General features: G+C 70.8%; 23 protein-coding genes. 10 read left to right on the top strand and 13 right to left on the bottom strand.

Going from position 1 to position 25,301, the window contains the following annotated elements:
* Positions 1 to 841 (top strand): M23 family metallopeptidase (locus FB384_RS18375; protein ID WP_228726066.1); only part of this gene is annotated, 841 nt, incomplete at its 5' end.
* Positions 842 to 1,036: 195 nt separating this feature from the next.
* Here FB384_RS18375 and FB384_RS18370 read toward each other — a convergent pair.
* The gene (locus tag FB384_RS18370; RefSeq protein ID WP_183784716.1) at positions 1,037 to 1,519 is read right to left on the bottom strand and encodes a hypothetical protein; all 483 of its coding nucleotides are present in this window, start codon (positions 1,517 to 1,519) and stop codon (positions 1,037 to 1,039) included.
* A gap of 95 nt (positions 1,520 to 1,614) precedes the next feature.
* Here FB384_RS18370 and FB384_RS27350 point away from each other — a divergent pair, with 95 nt between their 5' ends.
* The gene (locus tag FB384_RS27350; protein ID WP_323985278.1) at positions 1,615 to 2,613 is read left to right on the top strand and encodes a TetR family transcriptional regulator; all 999 of its coding nucleotides are present in this window, start codon (positions 1,615 to 1,617) and stop codon (positions 2,611 to 2,613) included.
* Between the two features lie 148 nt (positions 2,614 to 2,761).
* On the opposite strand, the gene FB384_RS18360 is transcribed toward FB384_RS27350, so the two are convergent.
* Positions 2,762 to 3,598 carry a M15 family metallopeptidase gene (locus FB384_RS18360; protein ID WP_323985276.1) on the bottom strand — a complete coding sequence of 279 codons (837 nt, stop codon included), beginning with the start codon at positions 3,596 to 3,598 and terminating at the stop codon, positions 2,762 to 2,764.
* 358 nt (positions 3,599 to 3,956) lie between these two features.
* On the opposite strand from FB384_RS18360, the gene FB384_RS18355 reads away from it, so the two are divergent.
* The gene (locus FB384_RS18355; protein ID WP_183784714.1) at positions 3,957 to 5,423 is read left to right on the top strand and encodes an MDR family MFS transporter; all 1,467 of its coding nucleotides are present in this window, start codon (positions 3,957 to 3,959) and stop codon (positions 5,421 to 5,423) included.
* Between the two features lie 65 nt (positions 5,424 to 5,488).
* Here the strand turns inward: FB384_RS18355 and FB384_RS18350 are convergent, their stop codons facing one another.
* The 3 genes from FB384_RS18350 to FB384_RS18340 form a co-directional block, all read right to left on the bottom strand.
* Positions 5,489 to 7,090, bottom strand: a complete 1,602-nt coding sequence (locus FB384_RS18350; protein WP_183784712.1) for a flavin-containing monooxygenase — start codon at positions 7,088 to 7,090, stop codon at positions 5,489 to 5,491.
* The gene (locus tag FB384_RS18345; RefSeq protein WP_183784711.1) at positions 7,087 to 8,052 is read right to left on the bottom strand and encodes an alpha/beta hydrolase; all 966 of its coding nucleotides are present in this window, start codon (positions 8,050 to 8,052) and stop codon (positions 7,087 to 7,089) included. Before FB384_RS18345 ends, FB384_RS18350 begins: the two co-directional genes overlap by 4 nt.
* A 70-nt stretch (positions 8,053 to 8,122) precedes the next feature.
* Positions 8,123 to 9,250, bottom strand: coding sequence for an NDMA-dependent alcohol dehydrogenase (locus tag FB384_RS18340; RefSeq protein WP_183784709.1), 1,128 nt, complete (start codon positions 9,248 to 9,250; stop codon positions 8,123 to 8,125).
* A gap of 259 nt (positions 9,251 to 9,509) precedes the next feature.
* Between FB384_RS18340 and FB384_RS18335 the strand changes: the two genes are divergently transcribed.
* The 7 genes from FB384_RS18335 to FB384_RS27345 all read left to right on the top strand — a co-directional run bounded on the left by FB384_RS18335 (position 9,510) and on the right by FB384_RS27345 (position 16,814).
* Complete coding sequence (locus tag FB384_RS18335) at positions 9,510 to 10,640, top strand: AraC family transcriptional regulator (protein WP_183784708.1); 1,131 nt, start codon at positions 9,510 to 9,512, stop codon at positions 10,638 to 10,640.
* Between the two features lie 158 nt (positions 10,641 to 10,798).
* Complete coding sequence (locus FB384_RS18330; protein WP_183784706.1) at positions 10,799 to 11,125, top strand: hypothetical protein; 327 nt, start codon at positions 10,799 to 10,801, stop codon at positions 11,123 to 11,125.
* 236 nt (positions 11,126 to 11,361) lie between these two features.
* Positions 11,362 to 12,375 carry a 2-keto-3-deoxygluconate permease gene (locus FB384_RS18325; RefSeq protein WP_323985275.1) on the top strand — a complete coding sequence of 338 codons (1,014 nt, stop codon included), beginning with the start codon at positions 11,362 to 11,364 and terminating at the stop codon, positions 12,373 to 12,375.
* Complete coding sequence (locus tag FB384_RS18320) at positions 12,372 to 13,646, top strand: four-carbon acid sugar kinase family protein (protein WP_183784704.1); 1,275 nt, start codon at positions 12,372 to 12,374, stop codon at positions 13,644 to 13,646. Before FB384_RS18325 ends, FB384_RS18320 begins: the two co-directional genes overlap by 4 nt.
* Positions 13,643 to 14,698, top strand: a complete 1,056-nt coding sequence (pdxA, locus tag FB384_RS18315) for a 4-hydroxythreonine-4-phosphate dehydrogenase PdxA (protein WP_221212789.1) — start codon at positions 13,643 to 13,645, stop codon at positions 14,696 to 14,698. The genes FB384_RS18320 and pdxA overlap by 4 nt, the downstream gene beginning before the upstream one ends.
* Positions 14,699 to 14,759: 61 nt before the next feature.
* On the top strand, positions 14,760 to 15,677 hold the full coding sequence (locus FB384_RS18310) for a GntR family transcriptional regulator (protein WP_183784702.1): 918 nt from the start codon (positions 14,760 to 14,762) through the stop codon (positions 15,675 to 15,677).
* 279 nt (positions 15,678 to 15,956) lie between these two features.
* Positions 15,957 to 16,814 (top strand): IclR family transcriptional regulator, encoded by an 858-nt coding sequence (locus FB384_RS27345; RefSeq protein ID WP_258937779.1) that lies wholly within the window; start codon positions 15,957 to 15,959, stop codon positions 16,812 to 16,814.
* Positions 16,815 to 16,841: 27 nt separating this feature from the next.
* Here FB384_RS27345 and FB384_RS18300 read toward each other — a convergent pair whose 3' ends face one another.
* Genes FB384_RS18300 through FB384_RS18265 form a run of 8 tightly spaced genes read right to left on the bottom strand, consistent with a single transcriptional unit; the run spans position 16,842 to position 25,300 of the window.
* Positions 16,842 to 18,311 carry a dihydroorotase gene (locus FB384_RS18300; RefSeq protein WP_183784700.1) on the bottom strand — a complete coding sequence of 490 codons (1,470 nt, stop codon included), beginning with the start codon at positions 18,309 to 18,311 and terminating at the stop codon, positions 16,842 to 16,844.
* Positions 18,312 to 18,323: 12 nt separating this feature from the next.
* Positions 18,324 to 19,721 (bottom strand): FAD-dependent oxidoreductase, encoded by a 1,398-nt coding sequence (locus FB384_RS18295; protein ID WP_183784698.1) that lies wholly within the window; start codon positions 19,719 to 19,721, stop codon positions 18,324 to 18,326.
* Complete coding sequence (locus FB384_RS18290) at positions 19,718 to 20,395, bottom strand: hydantoin racemase (protein WP_228726065.1); 678 nt, start codon at positions 20,393 to 20,395, stop codon at positions 19,718 to 19,720. The genes FB384_RS18295 and FB384_RS18290 overlap by 4 nt, the downstream gene beginning before the upstream one ends.
* The gene (locus FB384_RS18285) at positions 20,392 to 21,822 is read right to left on the bottom strand and encodes an MmgE/PrpD family protein (RefSeq protein WP_183784696.1); all 1,431 of its coding nucleotides are present in this window, start codon (positions 21,820 to 21,822) and stop codon (positions 20,392 to 20,394) included. Before FB384_RS18285 ends, FB384_RS18290 begins: the two co-directional genes overlap by 4 nt.
* Entirely contained in the window at positions 21,822 to 22,523 is a 702-nt protein-coding gene (locus FB384_RS18280) for an ABC transporter ATP-binding protein (RefSeq protein ID WP_183784694.1), read from the bottom strand. The genes FB384_RS18285 and FB384_RS18280 overlap by 1 nt, the downstream gene beginning before the upstream one ends.
* Positions 22,510 to 23,247 carry an ABC transporter ATP-binding protein gene (locus tag FB384_RS18275; RefSeq protein WP_183784692.1) on the bottom strand — a complete coding sequence of 246 codons (738 nt, stop codon included), beginning with the start codon at positions 23,245 to 23,247 and terminating at the stop codon, positions 22,510 to 22,512. The genes FB384_RS18280 and FB384_RS18275 overlap by 14 nt, the downstream gene beginning before the upstream one ends.
* Complete coding sequence (locus FB384_RS18270) at positions 23,244 to 24,308, bottom strand: branched-chain amino acid ABC transporter permease (protein ID WP_183784690.1); 1,065 nt, start codon at positions 24,306 to 24,308, stop codon at positions 23,244 to 23,246. Before FB384_RS18270 ends, FB384_RS18275 begins: the two co-directional genes overlap by 4 nt.
* Positions 24,305 to 25,300: a branched-chain amino acid ABC transporter permease gene (locus FB384_RS18265; RefSeq protein ID WP_183784688.1), complete on the bottom strand. Its 996-nt coding sequence runs from the start codon at positions 25,298 to 25,300 to the stop codon at positions 24,305 to 24,307. The genes FB384_RS18270 and FB384_RS18265 overlap by 4 nt, the downstream gene beginning before the upstream one ends.
* Position 25,301: the final 1 nt, after the last annotated feature.

Raw genomic sequence — 25,301 nt, 5'->3', positions numbered from 1 at the left:
CAAACACGAGCGCACGCAGCAGGCCGCGACACAGGCCCGCGAGCGTGCCGAGCAGGCCAGCGGCGCGGCGGAGTCCGCGGCCGCACGCGTGCGCGGCATGCGCGGCGACGTCGACCGGTTCGCCTCCGCGAGCTTCCGGCAGGGCAGCACGGTCGGCTCGATCTCGGCCTACCTCGGAGCGGAGAGTGCGACCGAGATGCTGGAGCGCTCGTCGCTGCTGAACGCGATCAGCGACGATCAGCTCAGCGTCCTCGACCGGATGCGTGCCGCGCTCGACAAACGGCGTGCCTCGCAGCGCGAGGCCACCGCAGCCCTGCGCGAAGCGTCCAGCAACGAACAGGCGGCGGAGTCGGCGAAAACGGAGGCGCAGCGCGCCTTCGGGGCGGCGAAGGCCAAGAAGCAGGAGGCGCAGTCCGAGATCGACCGGCTCTCGGCTGCCACCGCACAGGTCAGCACCGGCGGTGCCGCCAAGCCCGCCGAGGGCGAGCTGACCTCCGAATACGGCGCCCGATGGGGCACGGTCCACTACGGGATCGACATCGCCAACAGCATCGGCACGCCGATCCACTCGACGCTGCCGGGTGAGGTGATCGACGCCGGCCCGGCGAGCGGTTTCGGCATGTGGGTGCGCGTGCAGCACTCCGACGGTCTGATCTCGGTGTACGGCCACATCGACCAGGCGACCGTGTCGGTGGGCCAGCAGGTCGCCGTGGGCGAGCAGATCGCCACGATGGGCAACCGCGGTCAGTCGACCGGTCCGCACCTGCACTTCGAGATCCACGAGAACGGCAACAAGATCGATCCGCTGCCGTGGCTGCGCAGCCGCGGCGTGGACATCTGAGACCCGGCCTGCTGCACGGGCGCTCGTACGAGGAGGCGGTCCGCCGGGGTCACCCGGTGGGCCGCCTCCTCGTCGGTCACGCGCCCTCGGTCGCGACGAGCCGTCGGCGAGACGCCGCGGGACCGCGGACGACCCGGGGCTCCGGGTAGGGGTGGGTGCGATCGCCGTCCGGCCGGCGCAGGCCGGACGGCCACGTCACCAGCTGAGCAGTTCGCGCGGGATGCCGTGTTCGGCCGATCCGCGCCCGCCGACGGGCACCGATGAAACGGCCGCGAGCACCGCGCCGAGGCTCGGCAGCCAGCGCCGGGCCGCATCCGGAGCGACGAGCCACCGGGCCGCACATTCGTGCCTGCCGTCCGGCAGGGGCACGACCGATCCGGCGGGCAGCACGCGGATCCCACCGGGGAGCGGCTGCTGCATCGTGCCGAAGTCGTCCGCCTCGGCCAGCAGCACCGTGACGCGCTCCCGCCTGGTCGGTAGCGCGAGAGCGGGACCGGCGCAGTCGAGTTTCCGCAGGTCCGCCAGGACCGTGTCGGACAGTGCGCGCGGCACGACGACGGCTGCGACCCCGGAGCCGGTGATCAGCCGCTGCCCGCCCGCGTGCTGTTCGACGGGCCAGCCGTACGTGCCGCGGTAGTCGGGACGGGTGCCCTGGGACTCGTCCAGTTCGAGGGTCATCGCGGTCCTCCTGCGGTGCGTCGTCGCTCCACGTACATTCTCACGCTAGTGGCACTGAGTGCCGTTAGCAAGGGATTCCTGGTATCTTTCCCGCCATGGCCGCCACCGCGTCATCGCCGTCGCCGTCTTCGCGGGCCTCGCCGCCGGCGCGGCCCGCCGCAGCACAGGCCGCATCACTGGAACCGGACCCCCCGCGCCCCCGCGCCGGGCGTACCGCCGCGGGCAGGCGCAAGGTGCGGCGGAGCATCACGCGCGCGGCGATCGACCTGTTCCTCGCCCACGGCTACGACACGACGACCGTGGACGACATCGCGGCGGCCGCAGGGGTCGGCAGGCGTACGTTCTTCCGCTATTTCCGGTCCAAGGAAGACTCGATCTTCCCCAACCACGACGAGCTGCTCGCCGACATCGAACGCACCCTCGCCGAATCCGATCCCGCCGCGGAGGCGCCGGTCGACGTGGTGTGCCGAGCGGTCCGGCTCGTCCTCGACTCGTACCTCGCCGACCCGGACGTGTCCCTGAAGCGCTACCGGCTCACCCGCACCGTGACCTCCCTTCGGGACAAGGAGGTCGCGAGCGTGGACCGGTACCAGCGGGTGTTCACCCGCTTCCTGCGCGGGCGCCTGCACGCGGCGGGAGACCCAGCGGCCGACATGCGCGCCCCCATCATCGGCGCGGCCGTGGCGGCGGCCCACAACCACGTGCTGCGCCAGTGGCTGCACAGCGACGGCGAGGTGGACGCACACCGCCTCGCCGACCGGGCGTTCGCCATGGTCCGGCAGGCGAACCCGCCCTATACGACCGGCGCCTCCGACACCGTCGGCCCTGGCCGGCAGGAGACCGTCTCCCCGGACCGGCCCGCGGAGGAACGGGAACACCCATCCCAGAAGCACCCGGCAGCGCAATCACCCTCGGAGCCCGCCGGCGGCGAGACCCGGGCGGATGCAGCCGAACCCGTGGTGGCCGTGCTCCACACCTCGGTGCCGGCCGACGAACTCGTCCGGCGGATCAACGCCGCACTCACCGACGCCGCCGCCGACACAGCGGGTACGGCCGGCACGACGAGCGCACCGACTGACACCGGTACGGGTTGAGATCCGGCATGGAGCCCGCACCGGTCGGCTCCGCTGGCCCACGACGGAAGGGCGCCGAACACGTGTCGGGGACTAACGGCACCCCGTGCCATTAGCCCCCGACGTGTGCGACGCGACGCGCCGGGCCGGTCCCGGCTCACGCCGGCAGTCAGTTGGCGGTCAGCGACCTCCGCGCGACGGGGAAGTCGAAGTAGGTGTCCGGATACGGCTCGTCGTCGAGCGTGAAGTGCCACCATTCGAGCGGGTAGTTCGAGAACCCGGCGTCGGCCATCAGCCCGCGCAACAGGAACCGGTTCGCCCGAGCCTCGTCCCCGACGCCGGGTGCCTCCGTGGCAGCCAGCTCGTCGAAGCAGTCGTAGCCGGTGCCCATGTCGATCGAATTGTCGGGGAACCGCTCCCCTTCCGGTGCGAAGCACTCGGTGAGTGGCTCACCCGGCCGGTAGGGGCGCTGCGGCTGGGCCGGCAGTTCGACGAGGGTCAGATCGACGGTGCTGCCCCTGCTGTGCCCCGACCGCTCGGCGATGTAACCCTCGGGGAACAGCCGCGACTTCTCGATCCGCGGGTAGAACTCGTCACGCATCCGCGCGTTTCCGTCCTGCTGAGCCCAGCGGACGAAGTCGTCGACCGAACGCTGCGGCCGGAAGCAGTCGTAGACCTTGAGCGTGTAGCCCCGTGCGAGCGCCGCGCGCTGAACCTCGCGTAGTGCCTCCGCGGTCTCGCGGGTGAGCAGGCACAGCGGTTCCTGGTAGCCGAGCACCCGGCGGCCGACGAAGTTGTGTGCCGTCTCGTACCGGATGTCGTGCCGGATTGTCGGATCGACATCACTCAGCGCGACGAACGACTCCGGTGCGCGATCGTCGCCCTGGGTGCCGGCGGCACCGGCGGGCACTCCGCCCAGCATCGCTCCGCCCAGCAGGACACCGACCAGCACACCGACGACCCCGCGCTTCCGCCATTGACGTTCTCGCCACAGACTCAGCATCATCCGGGTTTCTTAGCACCGCCTCGCAGGCCGGACAAGGTCCGTCCGAGCGGCATCGCGTCGCGTCCACTGTGGACCAGCGCGACCGCGAGTCGTGATCACGGCTGAGACACACGTCACCGGCCGTCCGCTGTGGGCGAAACTCGTTCGCAGCGGATTTTGTCGGTGTGCCAATCTAGACTCGGGACCTGCGCCGGGTGAGCCGTGTCAGCCACCACCGGCGGCGTCAACTCCCGCCGAGCCGAGCCGGTCGCCGGACACCCCGGACCGACGGCATCGTCCGGCCCGAGTGAACCGCCACGCGCTCCGGCACGCCGAGCACGCCCGGTCCACCGAACACGCCAGTTCACGAGGGGGATGTATGACCGACACTGCCCAGACCGGCACCCACACGGCGGAGCCCGGGCAGCAGGATCGGCAGGCGGTGGACCCGAAGGCACTGCTGCTGATCGGCGTGCTCGTCGCATCCGCCTTCGTGATGATCCTGAACGAGACGATCCTGAGCGTGGCACTGCGGCAGCTGAGCCAGGAGCTCGGCGTCGCGACGACCACCGCCCAGTGGGTGACCAGCGGATTCCTGCTGACCATGGCCGTGGTCATCCCGACCACCGGGTTCCTGCTCGAACGCTTCACGCCGAGGCAGGTGTTCCTCGCCTCGCTCACCTCGTTCAGTGCGGGCACGCTGCTGTCGGCGCTCGCACCCGGCTTTCCGATCCTGCTCGCGGGGCGGGTCGTGCAGGCGTGCGGCACCGCCGTGATGATCCCGCTGCTGATGACCTCGGTCATGCGACTCATCCCGGAGAACCGCCGCGGCTCGATGATGGGCACGATCGGCATCGTGATCGCGGTGGCGCCGGCGCTCGGGCCCACCATCGGCGGTGCGATCCTGTCCGGCCTCGGCTGGCGCTGGATGTTCTGGCTGGTGCTGCCGCTGGCGATCGCGGCGCTGCTGATCGGCGCGCGCTGGCTGCGGCTGGACAGCGAAACCCGGAAGGTGCCGCTCGATGTGCTGTCGGTGATCCTCTCGGCGCTCGGCTTCGGCGGCCTGCTGTACGGCCTGTCCTCGATCGGTGAAGGCGGAGGCGGCCACGCCGTGCCGCCGCTGGTGCCCATCCTCGGCGGCCTGGCGGTGCTCTCGGTGTTCGTCTGGCGGCAGCTGAGGCTGCAGCGCCGCGACCGCGCGCTGCTGGACCTGCGCCCGTTCGAGTCCCGCGACTTCGTCGTCTCGCTCACGCTGACCGGCCTGCTGTTCATGTGCCTGCTCGGGGTCGCCTCCATCATGCTGCCGCTGTACTTGCAGACGGTGCTCGACGCGTCGGCGTTCGAGAGCGGGCTCGCCGTGCTGCCAGGCGGCCTCGCACTCGGACTGCTGGGCAGGCCGGTGGGGTCGCTGTACGACCGCATCGGTCCGCGACCGCTGGTCATTCCCGGCACGGTCGCCATGGCGACCGGACTGTGGCTGTTCACCACGCTCGGCCACGGCTCGGCCATCACGACGGTCGTGATCTACCACGTGATCATGATGATCGGGCTGGCGCTGATGATGACCCCGCTGATGACGCAGGCGCTCGGCTCGCTGACCGAACACCTGCACTCGCACGGCAGCGCCATCCTCGCGACACTGCAGCAGGTCGCCGGCGCCCTCGGCACCGCGGTGTTCGTGACCGTCGCCGCGGTCGCCAGCGGCGCCGGCTCCACAGGCCCCGATGCGGACGGACTGCGCGTCGCGTTCATGATCGCCGGCGCCATCGGGCTGATCGCGGTCGCGACATCGCTGCTGTTGAGCAAGCACAAGTCGAGTTCGGCCGCGGGCGGCCACGGTCACTGACGGCCCGCACCGAGTGGTGTCCGCCGTGCATCCTGCGCGACGGGCACCACTCGCCTGCGCACCGCTCAGGTGAGCTCGAAACCGTGATAGCCGGCGACGGCCACGCCGTCGCCGATCTGCTTGTAGGTGCCGACACCGCCCACGAAGGGCATGAACACCCGCTGTTTCCCGGGAATGTTCGCGCCCATGTACCACGATGCGGCACGCGGCATCAGCGTCAGATCGCCGACATCGTTCGTCGTGTTCACCCAGTTGTCCTCGGCCGCGACAACCGGCTCCATGCGGCGGCTCCCACGCGTCCGCAGGTGGTCGAGCGCCCTGGTGATCCAATCGACGTGGTATTCGATGGACGTCATCATGTTCGACAGCACCGAGGGGCTCTGCGGTCCGGTGATCATGAACAGGTTCGGGAAACCCGCCGTCATGAGGCCCAGGTACGTGCGCGGACCCGCCGCCCACTTCTCCGCGAGCGTGCCGTCCGTGCCGCGGACGTCCATGGCGGTGAGCGCGCCCGTCATCGCGTCGAACCCGGTCGCCAGGATGATCACATCGAACTCGCGCTCCGCGTCGCCGGCGACGATGCCGCGTTCGGTGAACCGCTCGATCGGCTCCTCGCCGAGGTCCACCAGCGACACGTTGTCCCGGTTGTAGACCTCGAAATAGCCGGTGTCGACACACATGCGCTTCGCCCCGATCGGATAGGAGCGCGGCGTGAGCTTCTCGGCCGTCACCGGATCGTGGACCTTCTCCCGGATGCGCTCCCGTACGTACTCGGCGAGCGCCTCGTTCGCCTCGGCGTCGAACAGCACGTCGCGGAACGACAGCGTGAAACACAGGCCGCCGTCGGACCACCTGCGCTCGAGCTCACGGCGCACACCGTCTGCGGGCGTCTCGGCGTAGTATCCCGTCGCGTCCTCCCCGCAGTGGAATCCCAGCCGGGACAGCCTGCTCTCCTCACGGAACTCCGCGTAGCCGGGTTTGACCTCGTCGAGTCGTGAGGAGATCGGACCGTTGTGTGCGGGCACGGCGTACGACGGGGTGCGCTGGAACACCGTGAGCGACCCGACGACCGGGGCGATCGCCGTGATCGTCTGCAGCCCCGACGAACCGGTGCCGACCACCGCCACCCGCTTGCCCGCCAGGTCGACGCCGTCGTGCGGCCAGTTGGAGGTCCAGTACAGCTCCCCGGCGAAATCCGCCATGCCCGCGAAGTCCGGTCGGGACGGCACCGACAGGCACCCCGTCGCGGCGATCACGAAGCGAGCGGTCCGGCTGCGCCCGTCGTCGGTCCTCACCGTCCACCGCTCCGAGACGTTGTCCCACCGCATCGCCTCGACGCAAGTCTCGAACGTGATGTCGCGTCGCAGGTCGTACCGCTCGGCGACGTGGCGGATGTAGTCGAGGATCTCCGGCTGCGATGCGTACCGCTCGGTCCAGTTCCATTCCTGTTCGAGGGCACGGTCGAACGAGTAGGAGTATTCGATCGACTCGACGTCGCACCGCGCTCCCGGGTACCGATTCCAATACCAGGTCCCGCCGACGTCGGCGCCTGCTTCGAGCACACGCACCTCGTAGCCGGCCTGGCGAACGCGGATCAGCTGGTACAGACCCGCGAACCCGGCTCCGATGACGATCACGTCGTGGTCGTTGCGTTCTTCGGTCGTCACGGGGCTCCCACCTCTCGCCTTTCGGCCCGGCGCTGGGCGACGAACTCGTTGATGTGCCCCGACACGAGCCGGATCCCCTCCTCGTAGCCGGGCAGGATGTCGGCCATCTGGAAGAACGCGTGCATCTGATCGGTCGCCTCCTCCAGGACAACGGGCACGCCCGCTGCTTCCAGCGCACGCGCGTACGCCACGCCCTCGTCGTGCAACGGGTCGTACCGCGCGACGTACACGAGAGCGGGCGGCAGACCGGTGTGGTTGGCCGCCCGCAGCGGCGATGCGTCCGGGCCGGTGCGCGCGGCCTCGTCGGGCAGATAGTGGTCCCAGAACCACCGCATGGTCTCCCGGTTCAGCAGCAGCTGATTCTCCGGAGCCGTATAGGACGGCGTGTCGAGGTCGCAGTCGGTCACCGGGTAGATGAGCGCCTGGTAGTCGATCGCCGGGCCGGATCGGTCGCGCGCCCGGAGCGTCATGACCGCGGCGATGTTCCCGCCTGCACTGTCCCCTGCGACGATCAACGGTGCGCCGTCGGGCGCCAGCTCGGCCGCGTGGTCGGCCGCCCACCGCAGGCCGGCATAGCTGTCGTCGATCGCCGCCGGGAACCGGTGTTCCGGGGCCTTGCGGTAGTTGACCAGCACCACGGTCGACGAGGTCAGGTTCGCCAGCCTGCGCCCGACGTGGTCGTACTGGAGGTCGATGTCGCCGATCACCCAGCCACCGCCGTGGAAGTACACGATGACCGCCTGGGGCTCGGCGGGCCGGAGCACCCGCATCCGGAACCGGCCGCCGTCACCGTCGGCCAACGTGACGTCGGTGGTCTCGGCGACGTCGGGACCGGGACCACTCATCCCGGCGAAGATCGGCCCGCTCATCCGCGCGATAGCGGGTGTGGACTCGTGGATCGGTGGCGTGCCGGACTCGGCGAGCTGGGCCAGGAACTCCTGGGACGGACCGTCCAACGGCATGTCGAACCTCCTGGAAGAACGGGTGACGAGGAATGTCCACAGTGGCGTGGCAAAACGCCGGGGACGGGGATCAGTGGTCGCCGTCGGAGAACAGGACGAGACCGCGAAGATTCTTTCCGTCGGCCAGGTCCTGATAGCCCTGGTTGATGTCCTCGAGCCGGTACGTCGAGGTGACGAGCTCGTCGAGTTTGAGATGTCCCGCCCGGTAGAGGTGCAGCAGCCGGGGAATCGTCGTCCGCGGACCGGCACCACCGAAGATCGCGCCCTGCACCCGCTTCTGCAGCAGAGTCAGTTCGAAGAGGTTGAGCGAGACGTCGGTGTCACGGAAATCGCCCATGCCGGTCACCACGACCTGACCGCCCTTACCCGTCATGTCGAGCGCCTGCTGGATGTGCTCACCACGGATCTCGCCCACCGTGACGATCACGACCTCGGCGCCGCGGCCCCAGGTCAGATCCGGCACTTCCGCCGCGGCCTCCTCTACGGACGCGTACGCGTGTGTGGCACCGAAGTCGAGCGCCGTCTTGCGCTTGTACTCCACGGGATCGATCGCCAGCACCTGCCGCGCTCCCGCGAACACCGCGCCCTGCACGGAGTTGATCCCGACTCCGCCGACACCCATCACGACGACCGTGTCGCCGGGTCGGACCCCACCGATCTCCGTGGCCGAACCCCAGCCGGTCGACACCCCGCAGCCGAGCAGCGCCGCCTTGTCGAGGGGGATGTCCTTCTCGATGGTCACCACCGACGATTCGCTGACCGTCACGTACGGGGAGAACGTGCCCAGCAGGCACATCTGCACCGCAGGCCTGCCGCCGACGTGCGCCCGGAACGATCCGTCGGCGATCGCTCTGCCCGTCAGCAGGCCGGCACCCTCGTCGCACAGGTTCTGCAACCCCGACGCGCACGCCGGGCAACGCCCGCACGCCGGGACGAAAGCCAGCACGACGTGGTCGCCCTCCTCGACTCCGCGTACGCCCGGGCCGACCTTGGTGACGACACCCGCTCCCTCGTGTCCGCCGACCACCGGCAGGAACGCCACCGGGCTCGCACCCGAGACCACGTGGGCGTCCGAATGGCACAGTCCCGACGCGGCCAGGCGCACCTGCACCTCACCGGCCACCGGGTCGCCGAGTTCCACGTCCGAGATCTGCCACGGAGCGCCGACTTCTTCGAGGACTGCCGCCTTCACCTTCATGCGAGGTCTCCGTACGTCGATGGGCAGGTGTGGGCTCGTGCGGATCGCCCGACCCGAATGCCGGCATGTGACCCGAGTCACGGCCCGTGAGTCAACGTACGGTCATCCGGCGCGGCATCCATAGCGCCATCGCGGCCACAACCGTGCCGTTCCGGCCATGCCGCCCTCGTCGCCGCGCGGGACGCGGACTGCGACCGCGGGCCGGCTCGGCGTTTCTGCGAACGTTGACGCGCGATTCGGGCTCGACGAAACTGGCCCGATGGATCCCGGCAGCGCTGCCGACGACGTTCCACCGACTGCAGGACCCGACTCCGTCGAACGGCACACGGCGCACCGGGATGCCGCCGCTGCCGACTCCAACCGGGTCATCGCCGCCATCACGGACTCGTGGGACCACCCACGGACGATGGTGGGTGTGTCGACCCTGCTCGACTGGGCCGCCGAGCACGGTCTCGACCGGCAGGCGCTGCTCGACGGATCACACATCGAACCCGCGCTGCTGCCCGATCCGGTCGCGTTGATCGAAGCACGCCAGGAACTCGCCGTGATCCGTAACCTCGTGCTCGCGTGCGACGACCGCCCGGGACTGGGCGTCGATGTGGGTGCCCGCTACCACCTGACGGCGTACGGGCATTTCGGCTACCTCCTCGCGACCTGCGGTTCGGCGCGGGAGATCGCCGAACTCGGCCTGCACTATGCACTACTGACCTTCGCCTTCTCCACGATGACGGCTCACCTCCGTGACGGGGACGGCTACGTGCTGGCCTTCGACGCCGACGACGTGCCTTCCGGCGTCCGGCGGTTCGCCGTCGAGCGCGACGCCGCGGCCACGATGCAGATCCAGCGCGAAGTGTTTCCGGGTGCCGACCGCGTGCCACTGCGCGCGGCGCGGTTCGCGTTCCCGCTCGACCGGCCCGGTGACGCGGCGGCCTACCGCAGGCATTTCGGAGTGCCGGTCTCGTTCGACGCGCCCCGTACGGAACTCGTCTTCGACGCCGCCTACCTCGACCAGGTCCCGCCGATGGCCAACCGCCACACGGCCAAACTGATGACGGCCGAGTGCGAACGCATCCGCACCGAACGTCTCCACCGCACCGGGGTGGCCGCGCGGGTGCGGGCACTCCTGCTCGATCAGACGTCGCTCGGCCTCACCCTGGAGACGGTCGCCGAACGGCTGCACTACGCACCGCGCACGCTCCGCAGACACCTGGAAGGCGAGGGCACGACGTTCCGGGCGATCCTCGACGAGGTACGGCGCGTCGTTGCCGAGAAGCTGCTCCACGATCCGTCGGTGCCCCGCTACGAGATCGCGCGCCGCCTCGGCTATCAGGACTGGTCCAGTGTCGCCCGCGCACGCCGCCGCTGGTCGAGCCGCTCGGTGACGGCGTGACGGGCCTGCCGGTCACCGTTCCGGACGGGTGGGCGGGACCCACGCCGGGGCCAGGGTGAGCTGTTCGAACGCGTGCTCGCGCATCGCGGCGACGAGCGTTTCCACGGCGCCGGGCGCCAGCTGATGTCGGCGTCCAGGTTCTGCATCCTGGGGAACGGATGGACGAGCAGTCACTCGAGCAGCGGCTACACCGGGCGAGCAACGCCGGGTCCGGTGAACTGGACCGAACCTGCGAGGCCGCGGCCCACGAGTCGATCAACGCGGGTGAGCAGCCGCCGTTCGAGGTCGACAGCGCCGACTTCGCGGGCGACGACCCCTCTCTGATCACGGCCTACCGCCACTGGCTGCGCCTTATCGAACTGCCCACTATGGACACTGCCGCGCCCGGTGCGGCGAATGACTGGAACGGCGCGTCGCCGATGAACGCCGTGCCGAGAACCGGCAACACGGCCCCTGAAACACGGCCGCGCCCCAGCGCTCGGTGAGAGGTGGCGGGTTGGGCGCAGGCACGCGTGGCCGGAGTGCAGAACACGCGTGGGCACGCCCTCACGCGTCAGCGTGTCCTGGAGGGGTGGCGGCCGGGTGACGGGTGGGCGCAGAACACGCGACCCCTGGGGCGGGGATTCCCTCGCACGGCGTAGTGTGCCATCTTGTCCGTACAGCTTATGCGTACAAGTTCTCGGCGCGAGTGTTCGTGCCGGATGCCGACAAGGAGGCCGGCGTGAGCAACCAGGAAACTTCGCGCGTCCCGATCTTCGCCACGATGCAGCGGATCCCCGGCGGGCTGATGCTGATCCCGCTGATCCTCGGGGCGATCATCGGCACGTTCGCGTCCGGTGCCCTCGAGATCGGCAGCTTCACCACGGCACTGTTCGCCGACAGTGCGCTGCCGCTGATCGCGCTGCTCATCTTCGCCACCGGCACCCAGGTGAGCGCGCGCACCGGTGGGCCGATCCTGGCGACCGCGGGCACCCTGCTGCTCACCAAGAGCCTCATCCCGGCAGGACTGGCCGTACTGCTCGGCCTGTTCGTGGGCCTCGACGGCATCTTCGGCATCTCGCTGCTGGCACTGCTCGCCGCGGTCGACAACAGCAACGGTGGCCTGTGGCTCGCGTTCACCGGCCAGTACGGCGACGAGCGCGACCGTGGCGCCTACCTCGCCAGCGCGATCAACGACGGCCCGTTCCTGACGCTGCTGTTCCTCGGCGCGTCGGGGCTCGGCGACATCCCGGTGCTGGCCCTGGTCGGCGCGATCGTGCCGTTCCTGCTCGGCGTGCTCGTCGGCAACCTCGACGCCCAGTGGCGCAAGGTCGTGGCGCCGGTGCCGAACATCGTCATCCCGTTCTTCGCCTTCGCGCTCGGCACCGGTATCGACCTCGGCGACATCGTCACCGGCGGCGTCAGCGGCCTGGTGCTCGGCGTGATCGTGGCGCCGGTCACGGGCTTCCTCGTCTACCTCGGCTACCGATTCCTGCTGCGCCGCGGAAAGATGTCCGGCATCGGTTTCGCCGCGGGCACGACGGCGGGCAACGCGATCGCCACCCCGGCGGTCGTCGCCGCGGCCGACCCGACGTTCCAGCAGTACGTGGGCACGGCCACCGCGCAGATCGCGGCGTCGGCGCTCGTCACCGCGATCCTGGCGCCCTCGATCGCCGCGTTCATGCTCAAACGTTCCGGGGCGCTCGTGAAGCCGGATCCCGCCCGGGACGCCGCCGGCTCGGCGGAGCCCGCATGACCGGCAACCTGGAACCCGGCGCACCGCTCCAGCGCCCGCACGACGTCGTGATCATCGCCGACGACGTCACCGGAGCCGGCGACACCGCGGTGCAGTTCGCGGAGGCGGGTTGGACGGCCGAGTTGCGGTTGCAGCCGGGCACGAGCGATGCCCAGGTCGTCGCCGTGAGCAGCGACTCGCGGGCATGTCCGGCCTCCGACGCCGCGGCACGGGTCCGGCGGGCCATGGCCACGACGCCGGGCAGCCGGGTGTTCAAGAAGATCGACTCCACGGTGCGCGGCCCGATCCGTGCGGAGGTCGACGCGCTGCTGGAGGAGCTGGGACCGGACGCCGTCGCGGTCGTGTGCCCGGCGTTCCCCCGAGTGGGCCGCACGGTCGTCGACGGCACCGTGCTGGTCGACGACGTGCCCGTCGGCGACACGCCGGTGGGCCGCGACCCGGTCACCCCGGTGACCGAGAGCCACCTGCCCACGCTGCTCGGCGCGCCCCTGGTGCGGCTCGACCCGGCGGGCGATCCGGCGGAATGGGCCGCCCGGCTCCGCGAGGCCGGGCCGGTGGTGGTCGTCGACGCCGCGACCGACGCCGACCTCGACCGGATCGCACGGGCCGTCGACGCACTCGGCGACGACGGCCTGCCGGTCGGCGCCGCGGGCCTGGCGGGCGCACTCGCCCGCCGGTGGCGCCCGTCCGCGCCCGCAGCCACACCCGCACCGGCGCCCGCGCCGGCCGACCCGGACGCCGCGGTACTCGTCGTCGTCACGAGCCTGCACGCCGCGGCGCGCGCACAGGTGCAGGCACTCCTCGACGACGGCGCCGCACACCACGAACCGACGCCGAGGCAATTGCTCGACGACAGCGCCTGGCGTGCCCTGCTGGCCGGCCTCCCCGGCGCACCGACGGCCGGTGCGGCCACGTCGCAGCCACGCACGGTGGTGCTCAGCGCCCCGGAGCGCGGCGACACCCCGGTGCCGCCCGACCTCGTCGCACGCCGCCTCGCCGAAGCCGCGGCCGAACTCGTCCGCACCACCGCGCCCGCGGGCCTCGTCGTCACCGGCGGCGACGGTGCCCGCGCCCTGCTGGCCGGGCTCGGCAGTAGCGGCATCCGGCTCGACGCGACCGGCACCGGGGCAGGAGTTGGTGTCGCAACGGGCACGGTCGTCGCGGGCCGGGCCGAAGGACTGCCGATCGCGACCAAGGCCGGTGGTTTCGGCGAACCCGACGTGTTGATCACGGCCGCAGACGCGGTCCGTAGAAAAAGGAGTGACCGTTGACCGCTGCAACGCAGCCACACGTGCCGACCCTCGCCCTCACGCTCGGCGATGTCGCGGGCATCGGGCCCGAGATCACGGCGCGGACCCTGCTGGCCCATGATGAGCTCCGCAGCATCTGCCGTCCCGTCGTCATCGGTGACGCCGACGCCCTGCGCCGCGCGGTCACCGACGTCCTCGGCCTCGACCCGGCCGTCGTGCGCACCGTCGGCCGTCCCGCCGATGCGACGAACGACCCCGGGATCATCGAGGTCGTCCAGGAAGGACCGTCACTCGGTCACGTGCCGTACGGCGAACTCAGCCCCGATGCCGGAGACGGCGCGGCGCGGTTCGTGATGCGCGCGTGCGCACTCGCACGCGCGGGCGAGGTCGACGGCATCGTCACGGCGCCGCTCAACAAAGCCGCGATGCACGCGGGCGGACACAACTGGCCCGGCCACACCGAGTTGCTCGCGCACGAGTTCGGCGTCGACAACTTCAGCCTCGTCCTGTCGGCCGGCGAGCTGTACTTCTTCCACCTCACGACGCACGTATCGCTGCGGGACGCGATCAGCGGCGTCGACGCCGAGCGCACCGACAACGTGCTCCGGCTCGTCGGTTCGTTCGCCGGTGCCCTCGGCAGCCCGGACGAACCCATCGGTGTCGCGGGGCTGAACCCGCACGCGGGCGAGAACCGGCTCTTCGGCGACGAGGACGCCGACGTGCTCGAACCGGCCGTGCAACGTGCCAGGGCCGCCGGTGTCAACGCCGTCGGACCGCTGCCCGCCGACGCGCTCATCCCCCAGGCCGTCAACGGAAAGTGGCGCTTCGTCGTCGTCTGCTACCACGACCAGGGGCACGCCCCGTTCAAGGCGGTGTACGGCGACGACGGCGTGAACATCACGGTCGGTCTGCCCGTGGTGCGTGTCTCGGTCGACCACGGCACGGCGTTCGACATCGCGGGTAAGGGCATCGCACGCGAGGCCAGCCTGGTACTCGCCGCGCGCCGCGCCGCCGAGCTCGCGCCCGGCTGGCATCAGGTGTGGGAGACGGCGCGGACCGGGTCGGCGTCGTGACCGGCACGGCCTCGCCGGCCTGCCACTGCTGGGCCGCGCCGGCTTCGTAGACTGCTCCGTCATGGGCGTCGACCGCAGCACTCGCGCACCGCTGCACCAGCAGGTCGCGGACACGTTGCGCCAGGAGATCCTCGGCCACGACCTCCCGGCGGGCGAGGCCCTGCCGAGCGAAGCGGCACTGTGCGAGCGGTTCGGCGTCGCGCGCAGCGTCGTGCGCCAGGCCGTCGCCGGTCTCGCCGGGGACGGCCTGGTGATCCGCAGGCAGGGCAGGCCGACGATCGTCGCACCGCCCGCCGAGTACCGCCGCCTGGTGCAGCGCGCCACCGGCATGTTCGACCAGTTCGCACGACGCGGCCACCAACTGCGCACGACGATCCGCGACCTCTCCCCTGCACCACCGCCGCCCGGCGGGCGCGACTTCCTCGGCACCGACGACACGATCCGGATCGAACGGATCCGGCTCGTCGACGGCGACCCGCTGTCCTATGTGCGCACCTGGCTGCCCGCCGACCGCGTGCCTGGCCTGCGCGCCGAGCACCTCACCGACGCCTCCCTGCACCGGCTGTTGGCCCGGAGCTACGACCTGCGCCCGATGCGCGGCAGGCGGCAGGTCCACGCCGTGGCGGCCGACGAGCGCCTCGCCGACGCGCTCGCCACGGCCACCGGTGACCCGCTGCTGCTGCTCGAAGGCGGCACGACCGATCAGCACGACCGTCCTCTCGAATGGTTCAGCGCCTGGCACCGCGCCGACCGCGTGGTGTTCGACATCGACGTCTCCGAGTCCATGGAGACGCTGCGCCTCGACACGGTCGACACCGGACACTCCGCTGCCGACGATGGCCGTGACGCTGGCGAGGACGGCGACACCGGCGGCGACGTCACACGTGGTGACCGCGAGCCGGGAAACACCGGCGCCGACACCGTCGACCTCGAGCGCGCACGCAGGCTCCTCGCCGAGCTGACCCGTATCCTCGGCTGAACCCCGCGCCCGCGGCGATCGCGACGCCGGAATGTCCGGACCACAACGTCGCGCGGGCACACAGGGCGACGGCCCGAGTCGCAGCACACACCCGAGGGCGCAGTCACGCACGGCGCGTCGGTGGGAGGCGGCGACCGGGCGACGGACGGAAGCAAACCCACTCCTGCATTCCGCCTGTCGGAACATTCGTTCGTTATCACCCGTTAGTGATCCTGCTTGACCGTCAATTTCGCCTGGTGGGACACTTGACCCACCTATTCCTCCAACAGAAACGATGTCGTGGCCGAACGCACTGTGCCGTCCTCACCGCAGACGTCCTCACAACACCCGCCCTCACAGCACGCCGTGCCACCCCAGGGCGGCACCGGGACCGAGGCCGCCGCGCGGGTCGCCGACGTGCTGCTGCTGTTCACCGGCGGTCCCGAGTATCTGGGCGTCAGCACCATCAGCCGCAAACTCGGCATTTCCAAGGCCGTCGTGTACCGCATCCTGCAGTCGCTCGTGTCGCGGGACGTACTGGCCACCACGCCCGGCGTGACCGGATACCGGCTCGGTCCCGCCGCCGTCGCACTCGGGGCCAGCGCGCTTCGCCGGTTCGACGCCAAGACCGCGGCCGCGCCGGTTCTCCGGCGCCTCCGTGACGAGACCGGCGAAACCACGACACTGTCCGGACTGGTCGGCGACGAACGCGTGTACCTCGAGCAGTTCGAGAGCCGTGCCGAGATCAAGATGACGGTCGACATCGGCACCCGGTTCCCGCTGCACGCCGGCTCGTCGGGCAAGGCCATCCTCGCGCAGCTGCCGGAGTGGCGCCGCGAGGAGATCCTCGCCGGAGACCTCGGCGCGCTGACCGACCGCACCGTCACCGACCCGGCCACCCTGCGCCAGCAGCTCGACGCCATCGGCTCCGACGGCGTCGCAGTGTCCCTCGGCGAACGGCAGAGCGGCGCCGGTTCCGTCGCCGCCGCGCTCGTCACACCCGACGGAGAGGTGCACGGCGCGATCAGTGTCTGCGGCCCCGAGTACCGATTCACGCCGGAGAAGATCGACCGTTACCGGACTCTTGTGCGCGATGCCACCGCCGAGATCATCCGGAACTGGGCCAACGGAAAGGCCACGGGCGGGCACCGGAGCTGATCCGGCGCCCGCCCGTGGCCGGAGTGCTCAACGACCGCGCGCCAGATACCGGCCCACCGGGTCGCCCTGAATCTTGCCGTCGGCGAACACATGGTGGCCGCGCACGAAGGTGTCGGTGACCCTCGCCGTCATGTCGAAGCCTTCGAACGGCGTGTACTCCTGCGTGGATTCCGAATCGGCCGCGCGCACCGTCCACGAGGCCGTCGGGTCGACGAGCGCGATGTCGGCGTCGTAACCCTCGGCGATCGTGCCTTTGGTGAGCAGTCCGTAGCGCCGGGCCGGATTCCACGACGTCAGCTTCGCGACGCGCTGCGGGGACAGGCCACGCTTGGCGCCCTCGCCGACCAGGCCGGGCAGCAGGTACTCGGCGCCGCCGAACCCGGACTTGGCGACGAACACGTCGTCACGGTCCTCACCGAACTTCAGCTCGTCCTTGCAGCACGCGTGATCGCTGACGACCCAGTCGACCTCGTCGGCCAGCACGTGCCGCCACAGCGCCTCGACGTCCTCCCGTTCCCGCAACGGCGGGTTCACCTTGCCGCCGATGCCGCTGGCGGTGTCCACGTCGGCCAGCAGGTGGCCGACCGTGATCTCCCGCCGGAAATCCACGTGCGGGAACGTCTTCGCCATCCGCAGTGCCGCGTCGAGCGCCTTCTCCGACGACAGGTGCAGCAGGTTGATGTTCGGCAGGCCGGTCTCGTGGGCCAGGTACGACGCGATCGTCACCGCAAGCCCCTCCGAGTGCGGCGGACGCGACCGGCTGTAGGCGCGCAGTCCGGACAACGACGGGTCCTGCTCGACGAGCTTGGTGTAGGCGGTCATGATCTCCGCCGTCTCGCAGTGCAGCGACAACGAGAGATGATCGGCGTAGTCGGGAAGCGCCTCGCGGGCCGCCTGGACGCCGCGCATGACGAACTCGAAGTGCGCCAGGTCGTAACGCTCCTCCGGCGGTGTCATGAGGAACTCGCTCTGGCTCGCCGACCGGCCGTGGAGACCGTGACTGCCGTAGAACATGAAGATCTTGAACGACGTGACGCCGTGCTCCTCGACCAGATACGGGATCTCGTCGATGTGCTGCGACATCATCGGTGCAAGGTGGAAGGCGTAGTCCACGTAGGCGTTCCCCGACGCGGCCGAGAGCACCTCGGGGAAGAACTCGCGGTACGGTCCGCCCTTGTTGAGGTAGTACTGGCCGGTGCGCATGTACGTCAACGCCGTCGTCACACCGCCCTGCGCGCTCGCGCGGCTCTCCGTGCGCGTGTCGGCGGGCAGTTCGTTGTAGATGCCCCAGTGTTGATGCGCGTCCACCACTCCGGGGAACGCCAGCAGGCCGCGGCCGTCGACGACGGTCGCGGCGTCCTCACGCGACTGTCCACTTGCGACGCGCACGATCGTGCCGTCGTTGACCGCGATGTCGGTCGTCGCCGGCGTCGCGTTGTCGGGATCGTCGGGGCGCACCACCCGGACATCGGTGATGAGCAGTTCCGTCGTCGCCATCTGTCGTTCTCCTTACTGCGTGTGCGAATACCGGAGGGCCACGTCGTCGGCGGCCAGCCAGGACAGGCCGAACGCCGGCAGCAGCCCGTTGCCCGGCAGATAACCGGCGGCGCCGCGGCCCGAGATTCCGGCCGCGGCACCCCCTGCGGCGTACAGACCTGGGATGGGCCGGTCGGCGGCGTCGACGACCGCCGCACGCTCGTCGACCAGCAGGCCCCCTTGCGTGTGGAACAGCGCGGGCACGACCCGGACCGCGGCGAACCTGCCCGTCAGCGGACGCTCCCAGTTCGTCCTGCCGAACCGGTCGGTGCGTTCACCGCGCGCCGCCGCCGCGCTGTCGGCGAGCTCGGCGGCGAGCGACTCGGCGGGCAGGCCGGTCACCTCGGCCAGCTCCGCGGCGTCGGCGCCCCACACGATCGCGCCCGCGTCGACGTTGTCCTGGAAATCGCGGAACGGCAGGCACTGCTGATAGATCGTCTCGTCGAGGACGATCCACCCGGTCGAGCCGCGGCGGGCGGCGAGTTCCGCGGCGTACTCCGAGTAGCCGCGTGTCTCGTCGCCGAAGCGCCTGCCGTCGAGGTCGACGAGCACGCCGCCGTGGATGATCGTCGCCCACCCGACGAGCGTGCCGGATTTGGCCCCGACCGCGCCGTGTCCCTGGTAGGCGTCGAGGAATCCGGATGCGGCACCGAGCTTTCCGCCGATCCGCAGTGCGTCGCCGAGCGAGTTCTCCCCGCCCTGGTACAACGCCCCGACGATCTCGGACAGGTGCTCGGCCACGAGACCACGGTCGGCACCGAAGCCGTTCGTGGCGAGCAGCACCGCACGAGTCGGGATCTCCTCCTCCGTGCCGTCGGGGTACCGCACGGCCACCGCACGGACCGCGCCCTCGCCGTCGAGGCGGACGTCGGTCAGCCGCGCAGGCGCCAGCAGTTCGACGTCCGGATGTTCGGTGACGGTGCGGGCGAGATGGTCGATCACCCCGGAGCCGTGCCTGCCCGGGATGGTGTGGCAACGCGGGACGGCGTGCCCGGGATAGTTGAAGTCGGTGACCAGCGACAGCGGCAGCCCCGCCGAATCGGCCAGCCATTCCACGAGCGGCGCGCTGATCCCGGCCAGTGTCCTGGCCAGCCGCGGATCCGCGGTGCCGTGGGTCTTGGCCATGATGTCGGCGACGAACCGTTCCGGCCCGTCGTCGATCCCCGCATCTGCCTGCCAGCGCGAGCCGGCCCCGGGGAACATCGCCGTGGACATCGACGTGTTGTTGCCCCTGCGGAAGTGCTCACTCGCCTCGACCACGAGCACGCTCAGCCCGTGTTCGGCCGCGCGCAGCGCGCCGGCGAGGCCGCCGCCGGCACCGGCGACGACGAGGTCGGGCCCCTCGGTCTCGGTCGGGTCGGGACCGGTCATGCGGTCGGTGCTCCTTCCACGGTCAGCAACCGCAGCGCGAGCGCGGTCGGGTCGACGATGCGCGCGGCCAGGTCGGCGGGTTCGACGTCCACCGCGGAACAGCCGTTGAGCACCGCGGTGGCTCCGCGCTCGGCGAGCCGGGTCACCGCCCCGCCGAGCGCGGCGTTCCAGGTGGCGGTGTCGGCGATGGCGTCGAACGGCAGGTCCAGCACCTCGACACCCGCCGAGTACGCCACCAGACCGTACGCCGCGAGCCGCCGGGTGAGTTCCGCGCCGATCGCCTCGTTGCGGACCACCGCGCCGAACCGCTCGCCACGGGCGGCGAGGAAACCGGCCGAGAGCTTCAGCAGGCCGTGCACCGTCGGGCCCGCGGTGGCCGCGCCGTCGGTGCCGACACCGTCGGGCACGGCCGGGTCCAGCACACAGTCGGGAAACGCCAGATCCCAGCCCGCGGTCCGGTCCGCCAGCGCCGCGTCCAGCGCGGATTCGACGGCCCGTTCGGACGCGCGCACGGCCGCGTCGGTGTCCAGCGCCGCCGGTGCCGCCGTCCCGACGTCACGCAACACGATCTCGAACCCCGGCGGTGCCAGCCGGTCGTACCGGTCCTGCCGCCTGCTGATCTCCTCGTCGGGCAGGTGGATCGGGGTCACGGCGAACGCGCGCATCACGCTCATTCCTCCTTGTCCGGGGCCGTGTTGTCCGGGGCCGTGTTCTGCGGGGTGGTGCCGTCCGGGGTGGTGCCGTCCGGGACATGGGCGAGTCCGCGCAGCGCCTCGCCCACCCGCGGCGACGCGGCGAAGCGCGTGCTGAACGCCACCAACCGGTCGAGCAGGTCGTCGTCGCCGAGCCAGCCGCGGAGCAGTTCGGTGACGGCGTCGCGGTCGAACGGGCGGTGATCGGCGTCGCCGACCGGATTGGGCACCTCCGCGGTGCGGGTGTCGCCGTCGGCGTAGCGCACGGTCACGCGGGTGGCCCGTTCCGCAGGCAGGCGAGCGGTGAGGTCGTCGGCGGCGACGACGGTCACCCGGCGGGCGAGCTCCCGCAGCCGCGAATCGGCCTGCCGGTGGCGGGTGTAGGTCTGCGGGCCGACGGCACCGTCGAGGGCCGCCGCCGCGACCACGAACGGCGTCGAGAACATCGCCGACAGCCGGTTGTCCCAGTCCGTTCCGGACAGGCCTGCGCCCAGCGCGTGCGTCTCGACGCGCACGTCGGCGATCGGCCCGCCGTCGGCGAGCTCGAGAATCGCGTCCGCGGCCGGATGCGTGAACGAGCACGACGCGTGCCGCTTGAAGTATCCGGCCGTGATGTCCCAGCGCGTACCGAGCCCGGCCGTGAGCTCGCGGGGGTCGAACTCGCCCAGCAGCGACCCGAGTGACAGCGCTGCGGTGCCGGTGTTGCGGGCGACACCCGCGGCTGCCATCCGCGCTGCGGCGAGGCCGGAGGTGTTGGCGGCCCCGAGCCAGGCGTCCCGCACCGGGTTGCCGGTCGTCGCGGAGTCGAAGTGCCCCGCAATCGGCATCCCGGCTCCGGTGTCGATGGCGGCGGCGCACGCACCCGGGCCGAGGCCGAGCAGCCGGGCGCATCCTGCCGCCGCGCCCGCGACGCCCCAGTTTCCGTGCGGGTGCGCGCCCGCACGCAGGCCGGTCGCCCGGCCGAACCGGGCCGCCACCTCGTAGGCGGCCAACAGCGCCGCGGCGGTGTCGTCGCCGGAGGCGTCGCGCTCGGCAGCCAAGGCGAGCACGGCGGGAAAGCCGTGCACCGCCGGATGACCCTTGGCGTATTTGTTGCCCTCGTCGAGTTCGAGGCACGCCATCGCCACGGCGTTCAGCCACGCGGAGGTGTCCACCGGTGCGGTCTCGCCGGTGCCGAACAGGGGCGCGGGCCCTGCCGGTGCGGCCCAGGCGTGCCGCAGCGCCCGGTGATCGGCGGTCCTCGCGCCGACGGCGGCCACGCCGACGACGTCGAGCACCACGAGGCCGAGACGGTCGACGACGGTGGCCGGCACGGCAGCGGGGTCCAGTTGCGAGACCCACGCTCCGAGCTCGGCGGTGGCGGCCGCCGCATCCCGCCCCGCCGGCGACGTCGTCGTGTGCGTACCCATCACAGTCCCAGGTACGCCTTCCGCACGCGTTCGTCGCCGGCGAGTTCCCCACCGCCGCCCGACAACACGACCGATCCACTCTCCATCACGTACGCCCGGTCGGCGATCGCGAGCGCCTGTTTCGCGTTCTGCTCGACGAGCAGGACCGACACCCCCGTGTCCCGGATCTCCCGCACCGCGTCGAGCATCGTCCAGGTCAGCTTCGGCGACAAGCCTGTCGACGGCTCGTCGAGCAGCAGCAGCCGTGGGCCCGCCATGAGGGCGCGTCCGATCGCGAGCATCTGCTGCTGGCCACCGCTGAAGGTCTGCGCCACCTGACCCCGGCGTTCGGCCAGGATCGGGAAAAGCTCGTACACCTGTTCCAGCCGCTTCGTGGTGTCCTCGGCCTGCGCGGTCCACGCACCCATCCGCAGGTTCTCCTCGACGGTGAGCGTGCCGAACAGGGCCCGGTCCTCGGGCACGTGCACCAGGCCGTCCCGCACGAGCACGTCCGGCCTGCGTCCCGCGGTGTCGCTGCCGTCGAACACGATCCGCCCCGCCTGCGGCGGGAGCTGGCCGCAGATGCTGCGCAGCGTCGTGGTCTTGCCGGCACCGTTCGCGCCGACCAGCGCGACCAGCTCACCGGCACCGACCTGCAGGTCCACCTCGTGCAGGATGCGCATGCGGCCGTATCCGGCACTCAGGCTCTCAAGCGTCAGCATGGGTCGTCGGCTCCTCCCCGAGGTAGGCCTCGATCACGCGTGGATCGGCCGTGACCTCGTCGGGCGTACCGGTGGCGAGCACCGCGCCCTGGTCCAGCACGAGCACGCGATCGGACAGCCGCATCACCGCGGCCATGATGTGCTCGATGAACACCAGCGTCGTGCCGTCCTGCTCGCGCAGTTCGGCGAGCAGATCGAGCACGGGCTCACGCTCGGCCGGCAGCAGTCCGGCGAGTACCTCGTCGAGCAGCAGCACTCGTGGCCGCGCGGCGAGCGCCCTGGCCAGTTCGAGCCGTTTCAGGCCCGCCGTGGGCAGCTCGGTCGCCGGCCGATACGCCCACTCCCGAAGGCCCACCCGCTCGACGATCTCCACGGCGTGGCCGCGCAGCCGCTCCGCCCCGCGCGTGTGATGCTGCGCGGCCAGACTCACGTTCTCCGCGACCGACATGGTCGCGAACGGCCGCATCAACTGGAAGGTCCGCACCATGCCGCTGCGGGCGATCTTCTCGGGCTTGTGGCCGGTCACGTCCTCACCGGCGAAGCGCACCGATCCCGCATCGGGTTTCAGCGCACCGCAGATCACGTTGAACAGAGTCGTCTTGCCGGCACCGTTGGGTCCGATCACTCCGACGATCTCGCCTTCCGACACGGCCATATCCACATCGGACAGGGCGCGCAGACCCCGGAAACTCTTGTCCACACCGGATAGTTCGAGCACGCTCATCGGCGCCGCCTTTCCGAAAACTTCTCCGCGAGAGTCCCGAAGATGCCCTTCGGCATCAGCCGCACGATGAGGATCAACATCACCGCGTACAGGATGACGTCGAGGCCGCTGCGGCCCTGCAGGAAGCTCAGGAACTCGGGCGGGGTCGCCAGCAACGTCGCGGTCACGTCCGAGAGCGAGCCCACGATCACGGCTCCCACCACCGGGCCCCAGATGGTGCCGATCCCGCCGATCACCGCGGTGACGATCGCCTCGATGGACACCGAGGAGCCGAACGCCAGCTGCGGGTCGATGAACAGGTAGTACTGGGTGTAGAACGCGCCCGCGACCGCCGTGATCGCACCGGACAGCGCCACCGTCAGCAGCTTGTGCCGCATCACCGGGGCTCCGACCGACGCGGCGGCCAGCTCGTCGTCGCGGATCGCCACGACGTAGCGGCCCGCGGCCGAGTGTCGGAACAGGATGCTCAGTGCCACGGCCCCGCCCGCCAGCACGAGCGCGATCCAGAAGTACGCGGGCGACCCGGCGGGGAACTGCATCTGCCCCAGCGACGAACCCTGGATCAACGGCACCTGGTAACCGACGGCACCGTTCACGGCGTCACTGCTGGTGGTGATCAGCCGCAGCATCTCGGCGAACGCGAACGTCGCCAGCGCGAAGTACGCGCCTTTGAGTTCGTAGCGGAACGAGAAGTAGCCGATCACCATCGCCACCGCGGCCGCCACGACCATGCCCGCGGCCATCCCCACCCATGGCGACACACCGTGTTCGACCAGCAGGTACGCGCTCGTGTAGGCGCCGAGGCCGAAGTAGGCGGCGTGACCGAAGCTGAACATGCCGCCGAACCCGCTCATGATGTTCCAGCCGACCGCCATGATCAGGAAGATCAGGATCCGGACGGCCACGGCGCCCTGCGCTGCCGGCAGGATCAGCGGTAACGGGATCGCCAGCAGTACCAGGACCGCGAGGACGGCGAACTGCCGGTTCTGGGGACGCAACGGCGGCGCCGCCGGCCCTGCGGACCGGGTCTCCCGCCGCGACTCGACTGCGGTGTCGGTCATGTTCGCCTCCCGAACAATCCTTGCGGACGCAGGAACAGCACCAGCACGAACACCACGAACACGCCGAGCAGCGAGCTCTGGCCGTCGAGATAGATCGTGGTGAGTTGCTCGACCAGTCCGATCAGCAGCCCGCCGACGAGCGCGCCGACGACGTTGCCCATGCCGCCGAGGACCACCACGACGAACGCGGTGATGTTGAACTGCTCGCCCAGCGTCGGTGTGACCGACAGCAGCGGTACGGCCAGCGCCGCGGCCGCACCGGCGCACGCCGCACCGATGGCGAAGGTCAACGTATGAATCCGGCGCACGTTGATGCCGACCAGTTCGGCACCGGCGCTGTTCGATGCGACCGCACGGATCGCCGTGCCGAGCCGGGTGTGCTGCAGCATCCAGTACAGCAGCAGTCCGAGCGCCATGGCTCCCAGGAACGCGTACAGCCGCGACCCGGCCACGACGGCACCGAACACGTCGAGGTGTGTCTCGCCGGGCAGGCCCACGTTCTTCGGCTCGGCGCCGAAGAACAGCAGCAGGCCGTTCTCCAGCAACAGGGACAGCCCCAGCGTGATGAGCAGTTGGTTCTCCAGCGTGGCCCCGCCCGAGCCGGACAGCAGACCGCGGTGCACGAGCACGCCCACGAGGAACAGTGCGGGCACGGTGATCAGCATCGTCAGGTACGGGTGCAGACCGGTCACGGCCACCACGCCGAACGAGATGAACATGGCCACGGCCAGCATGGCGCCGTGGGCGAAGTTCACGATGTCGAGCACGCCGAAGATCAACGTGAGGCCCATCGCGATCAGTCCGTACAGACCTCCGGTGAGCAGTCCGGTCACCACCGACTGCCAGACCACGATGCCGCTGCCCGACTGGACCAGTGCGACCGCGACGGCCGCCGCCACCAGGGCGCCCACGACGCCCGCGCGCTTCAGTACCGCCAGTGTGGCCGACGGGGCCCGGGTCTCCGGGGCGTCGGTGTCGATCGTCGTCGTCATC

The organism is Prauserella sediminis, assembly GCF_014195435.1.
Classification (GTDB): domain Bacteria; phylum Actinomycetota; class Actinomycetes; order Mycobacteriales; family Pseudonocardiaceae; genus Prauserella; species Prauserella salsuginis.
This window is presented reverse-complemented; position numbering and strand designations above follow the sequence as displayed.

Coding starts and splice junctions, on each gene's coding strand:
- FB384_RS18370 (WP_183784716.1), bottom strand. CDS start 1,519: ATGACCCTCGAACTGGACGAGTCCCAGGGCACCCGTCCCGACTACCGC.
- FB384_RS27350 (WP_323985278.1), top strand. CDS start 1,615: ATGGCCGCCACCGCGTCATCGCCGTCGCCGTCTTCGCGGGCCTCGCCG.
- FB384_RS18360 (WP_323985276.1), bottom strand. CDS start 3,598: ATGATGCTGAGTCTGTGGCGAGAACGTCAATGGCGGAAGCGCGGGGTC.
- FB384_RS18355 (WP_183784714.1), top strand. CDS start 3,957: ATGACCGACACTGCCCAGACCGGCACCCACACGGCGGAGCCCGGGCAG.
- FB384_RS18345 (WP_183784711.1), bottom strand. CDS start 8,052: ATGCCGTTGGACGGTCCGTCCCAGGAGTTCCTGGCCCAGCTCGCCGAG.
- FB384_RS18340 (WP_183784709.1), bottom strand. CDS start 9,250: ATGAAGGTGAAGGCGGCAGTCCTCGAAGAAGTCGGCGCTCCGTGGCAG.
- FB384_RS18335 (WP_183784708.1), top strand. CDS start 9,510: ATGGATCCCGGCAGCGCTGCCGACGACGTTCCACCGACTGCAGGACCC.
- FB384_RS18330 (WP_183784706.1), top strand. CDS start 10,799: ATGGACGAGCAGTCACTCGAGCAGCGGCTACACCGGGCGAGCAACGCC.
- FB384_RS18320 (WP_183784704.1), top strand. CDS start 12,372: ATGACCGGCAACCTGGAACCCGGCGCACCGCTCCAGCGCCCGCACGAC.
- FB384_RS18310 (WP_183784702.1), top strand. CDS start 14,760: ATGGGCGTCGACCGCAGCACTCGCGCACCGCTGCACCAGCAGGTCGCG.
- FB384_RS18300 (WP_183784700.1), bottom strand. CDS start 18,311: ATGGCGACGACGGAACTGCTCATCACCGATGTCCGGGTGGTGCGCCCC.
- FB384_RS18295 (WP_183784698.1), bottom strand. CDS start 19,721: ATGACCGGTCCCGACCCGACCGAGACCGAGGGGCCCGACCTCGTCGTC.
- FB384_RS18290 (WP_228726065.1), bottom strand. CDS start 20,395: ATGAGCGTGATGCGCGCGTTCGCCGTGACCCCGATCCACCTGCCCGAC.
- FB384_RS18285 (WP_183784696.1), bottom strand. CDS start 21,822: ATGGGTACGCACACGACGACGTCGCCGGCGGGGCGGGATGCGGCGGCC.
- FB384_RS18280 (WP_183784694.1), bottom strand. CDS start 22,523: ATGCTGACGCTTGAGAGCCTGAGTGCCGGATACGGCCGCATGCGCATC.
- FB384_RS18275 (WP_183784692.1), bottom strand. CDS start 23,247: ATGAGCGTGCTCGAACTATCCGGTGTGGACAAGAGTTTCCGGGGTCTG.
- FB384_RS18270 (WP_183784690.1), bottom strand. CDS start 24,308: ATGACCGACACCGCAGTCGAGTCGCGGCGGGAGACCCGGTCCGCAGGG.
- FB384_RS18265 (WP_183784688.1), bottom strand. CDS start 25,300: ATGACGACGACGATCGACACCGACGCCCCGGAGACCCGGGCCCCGTCG.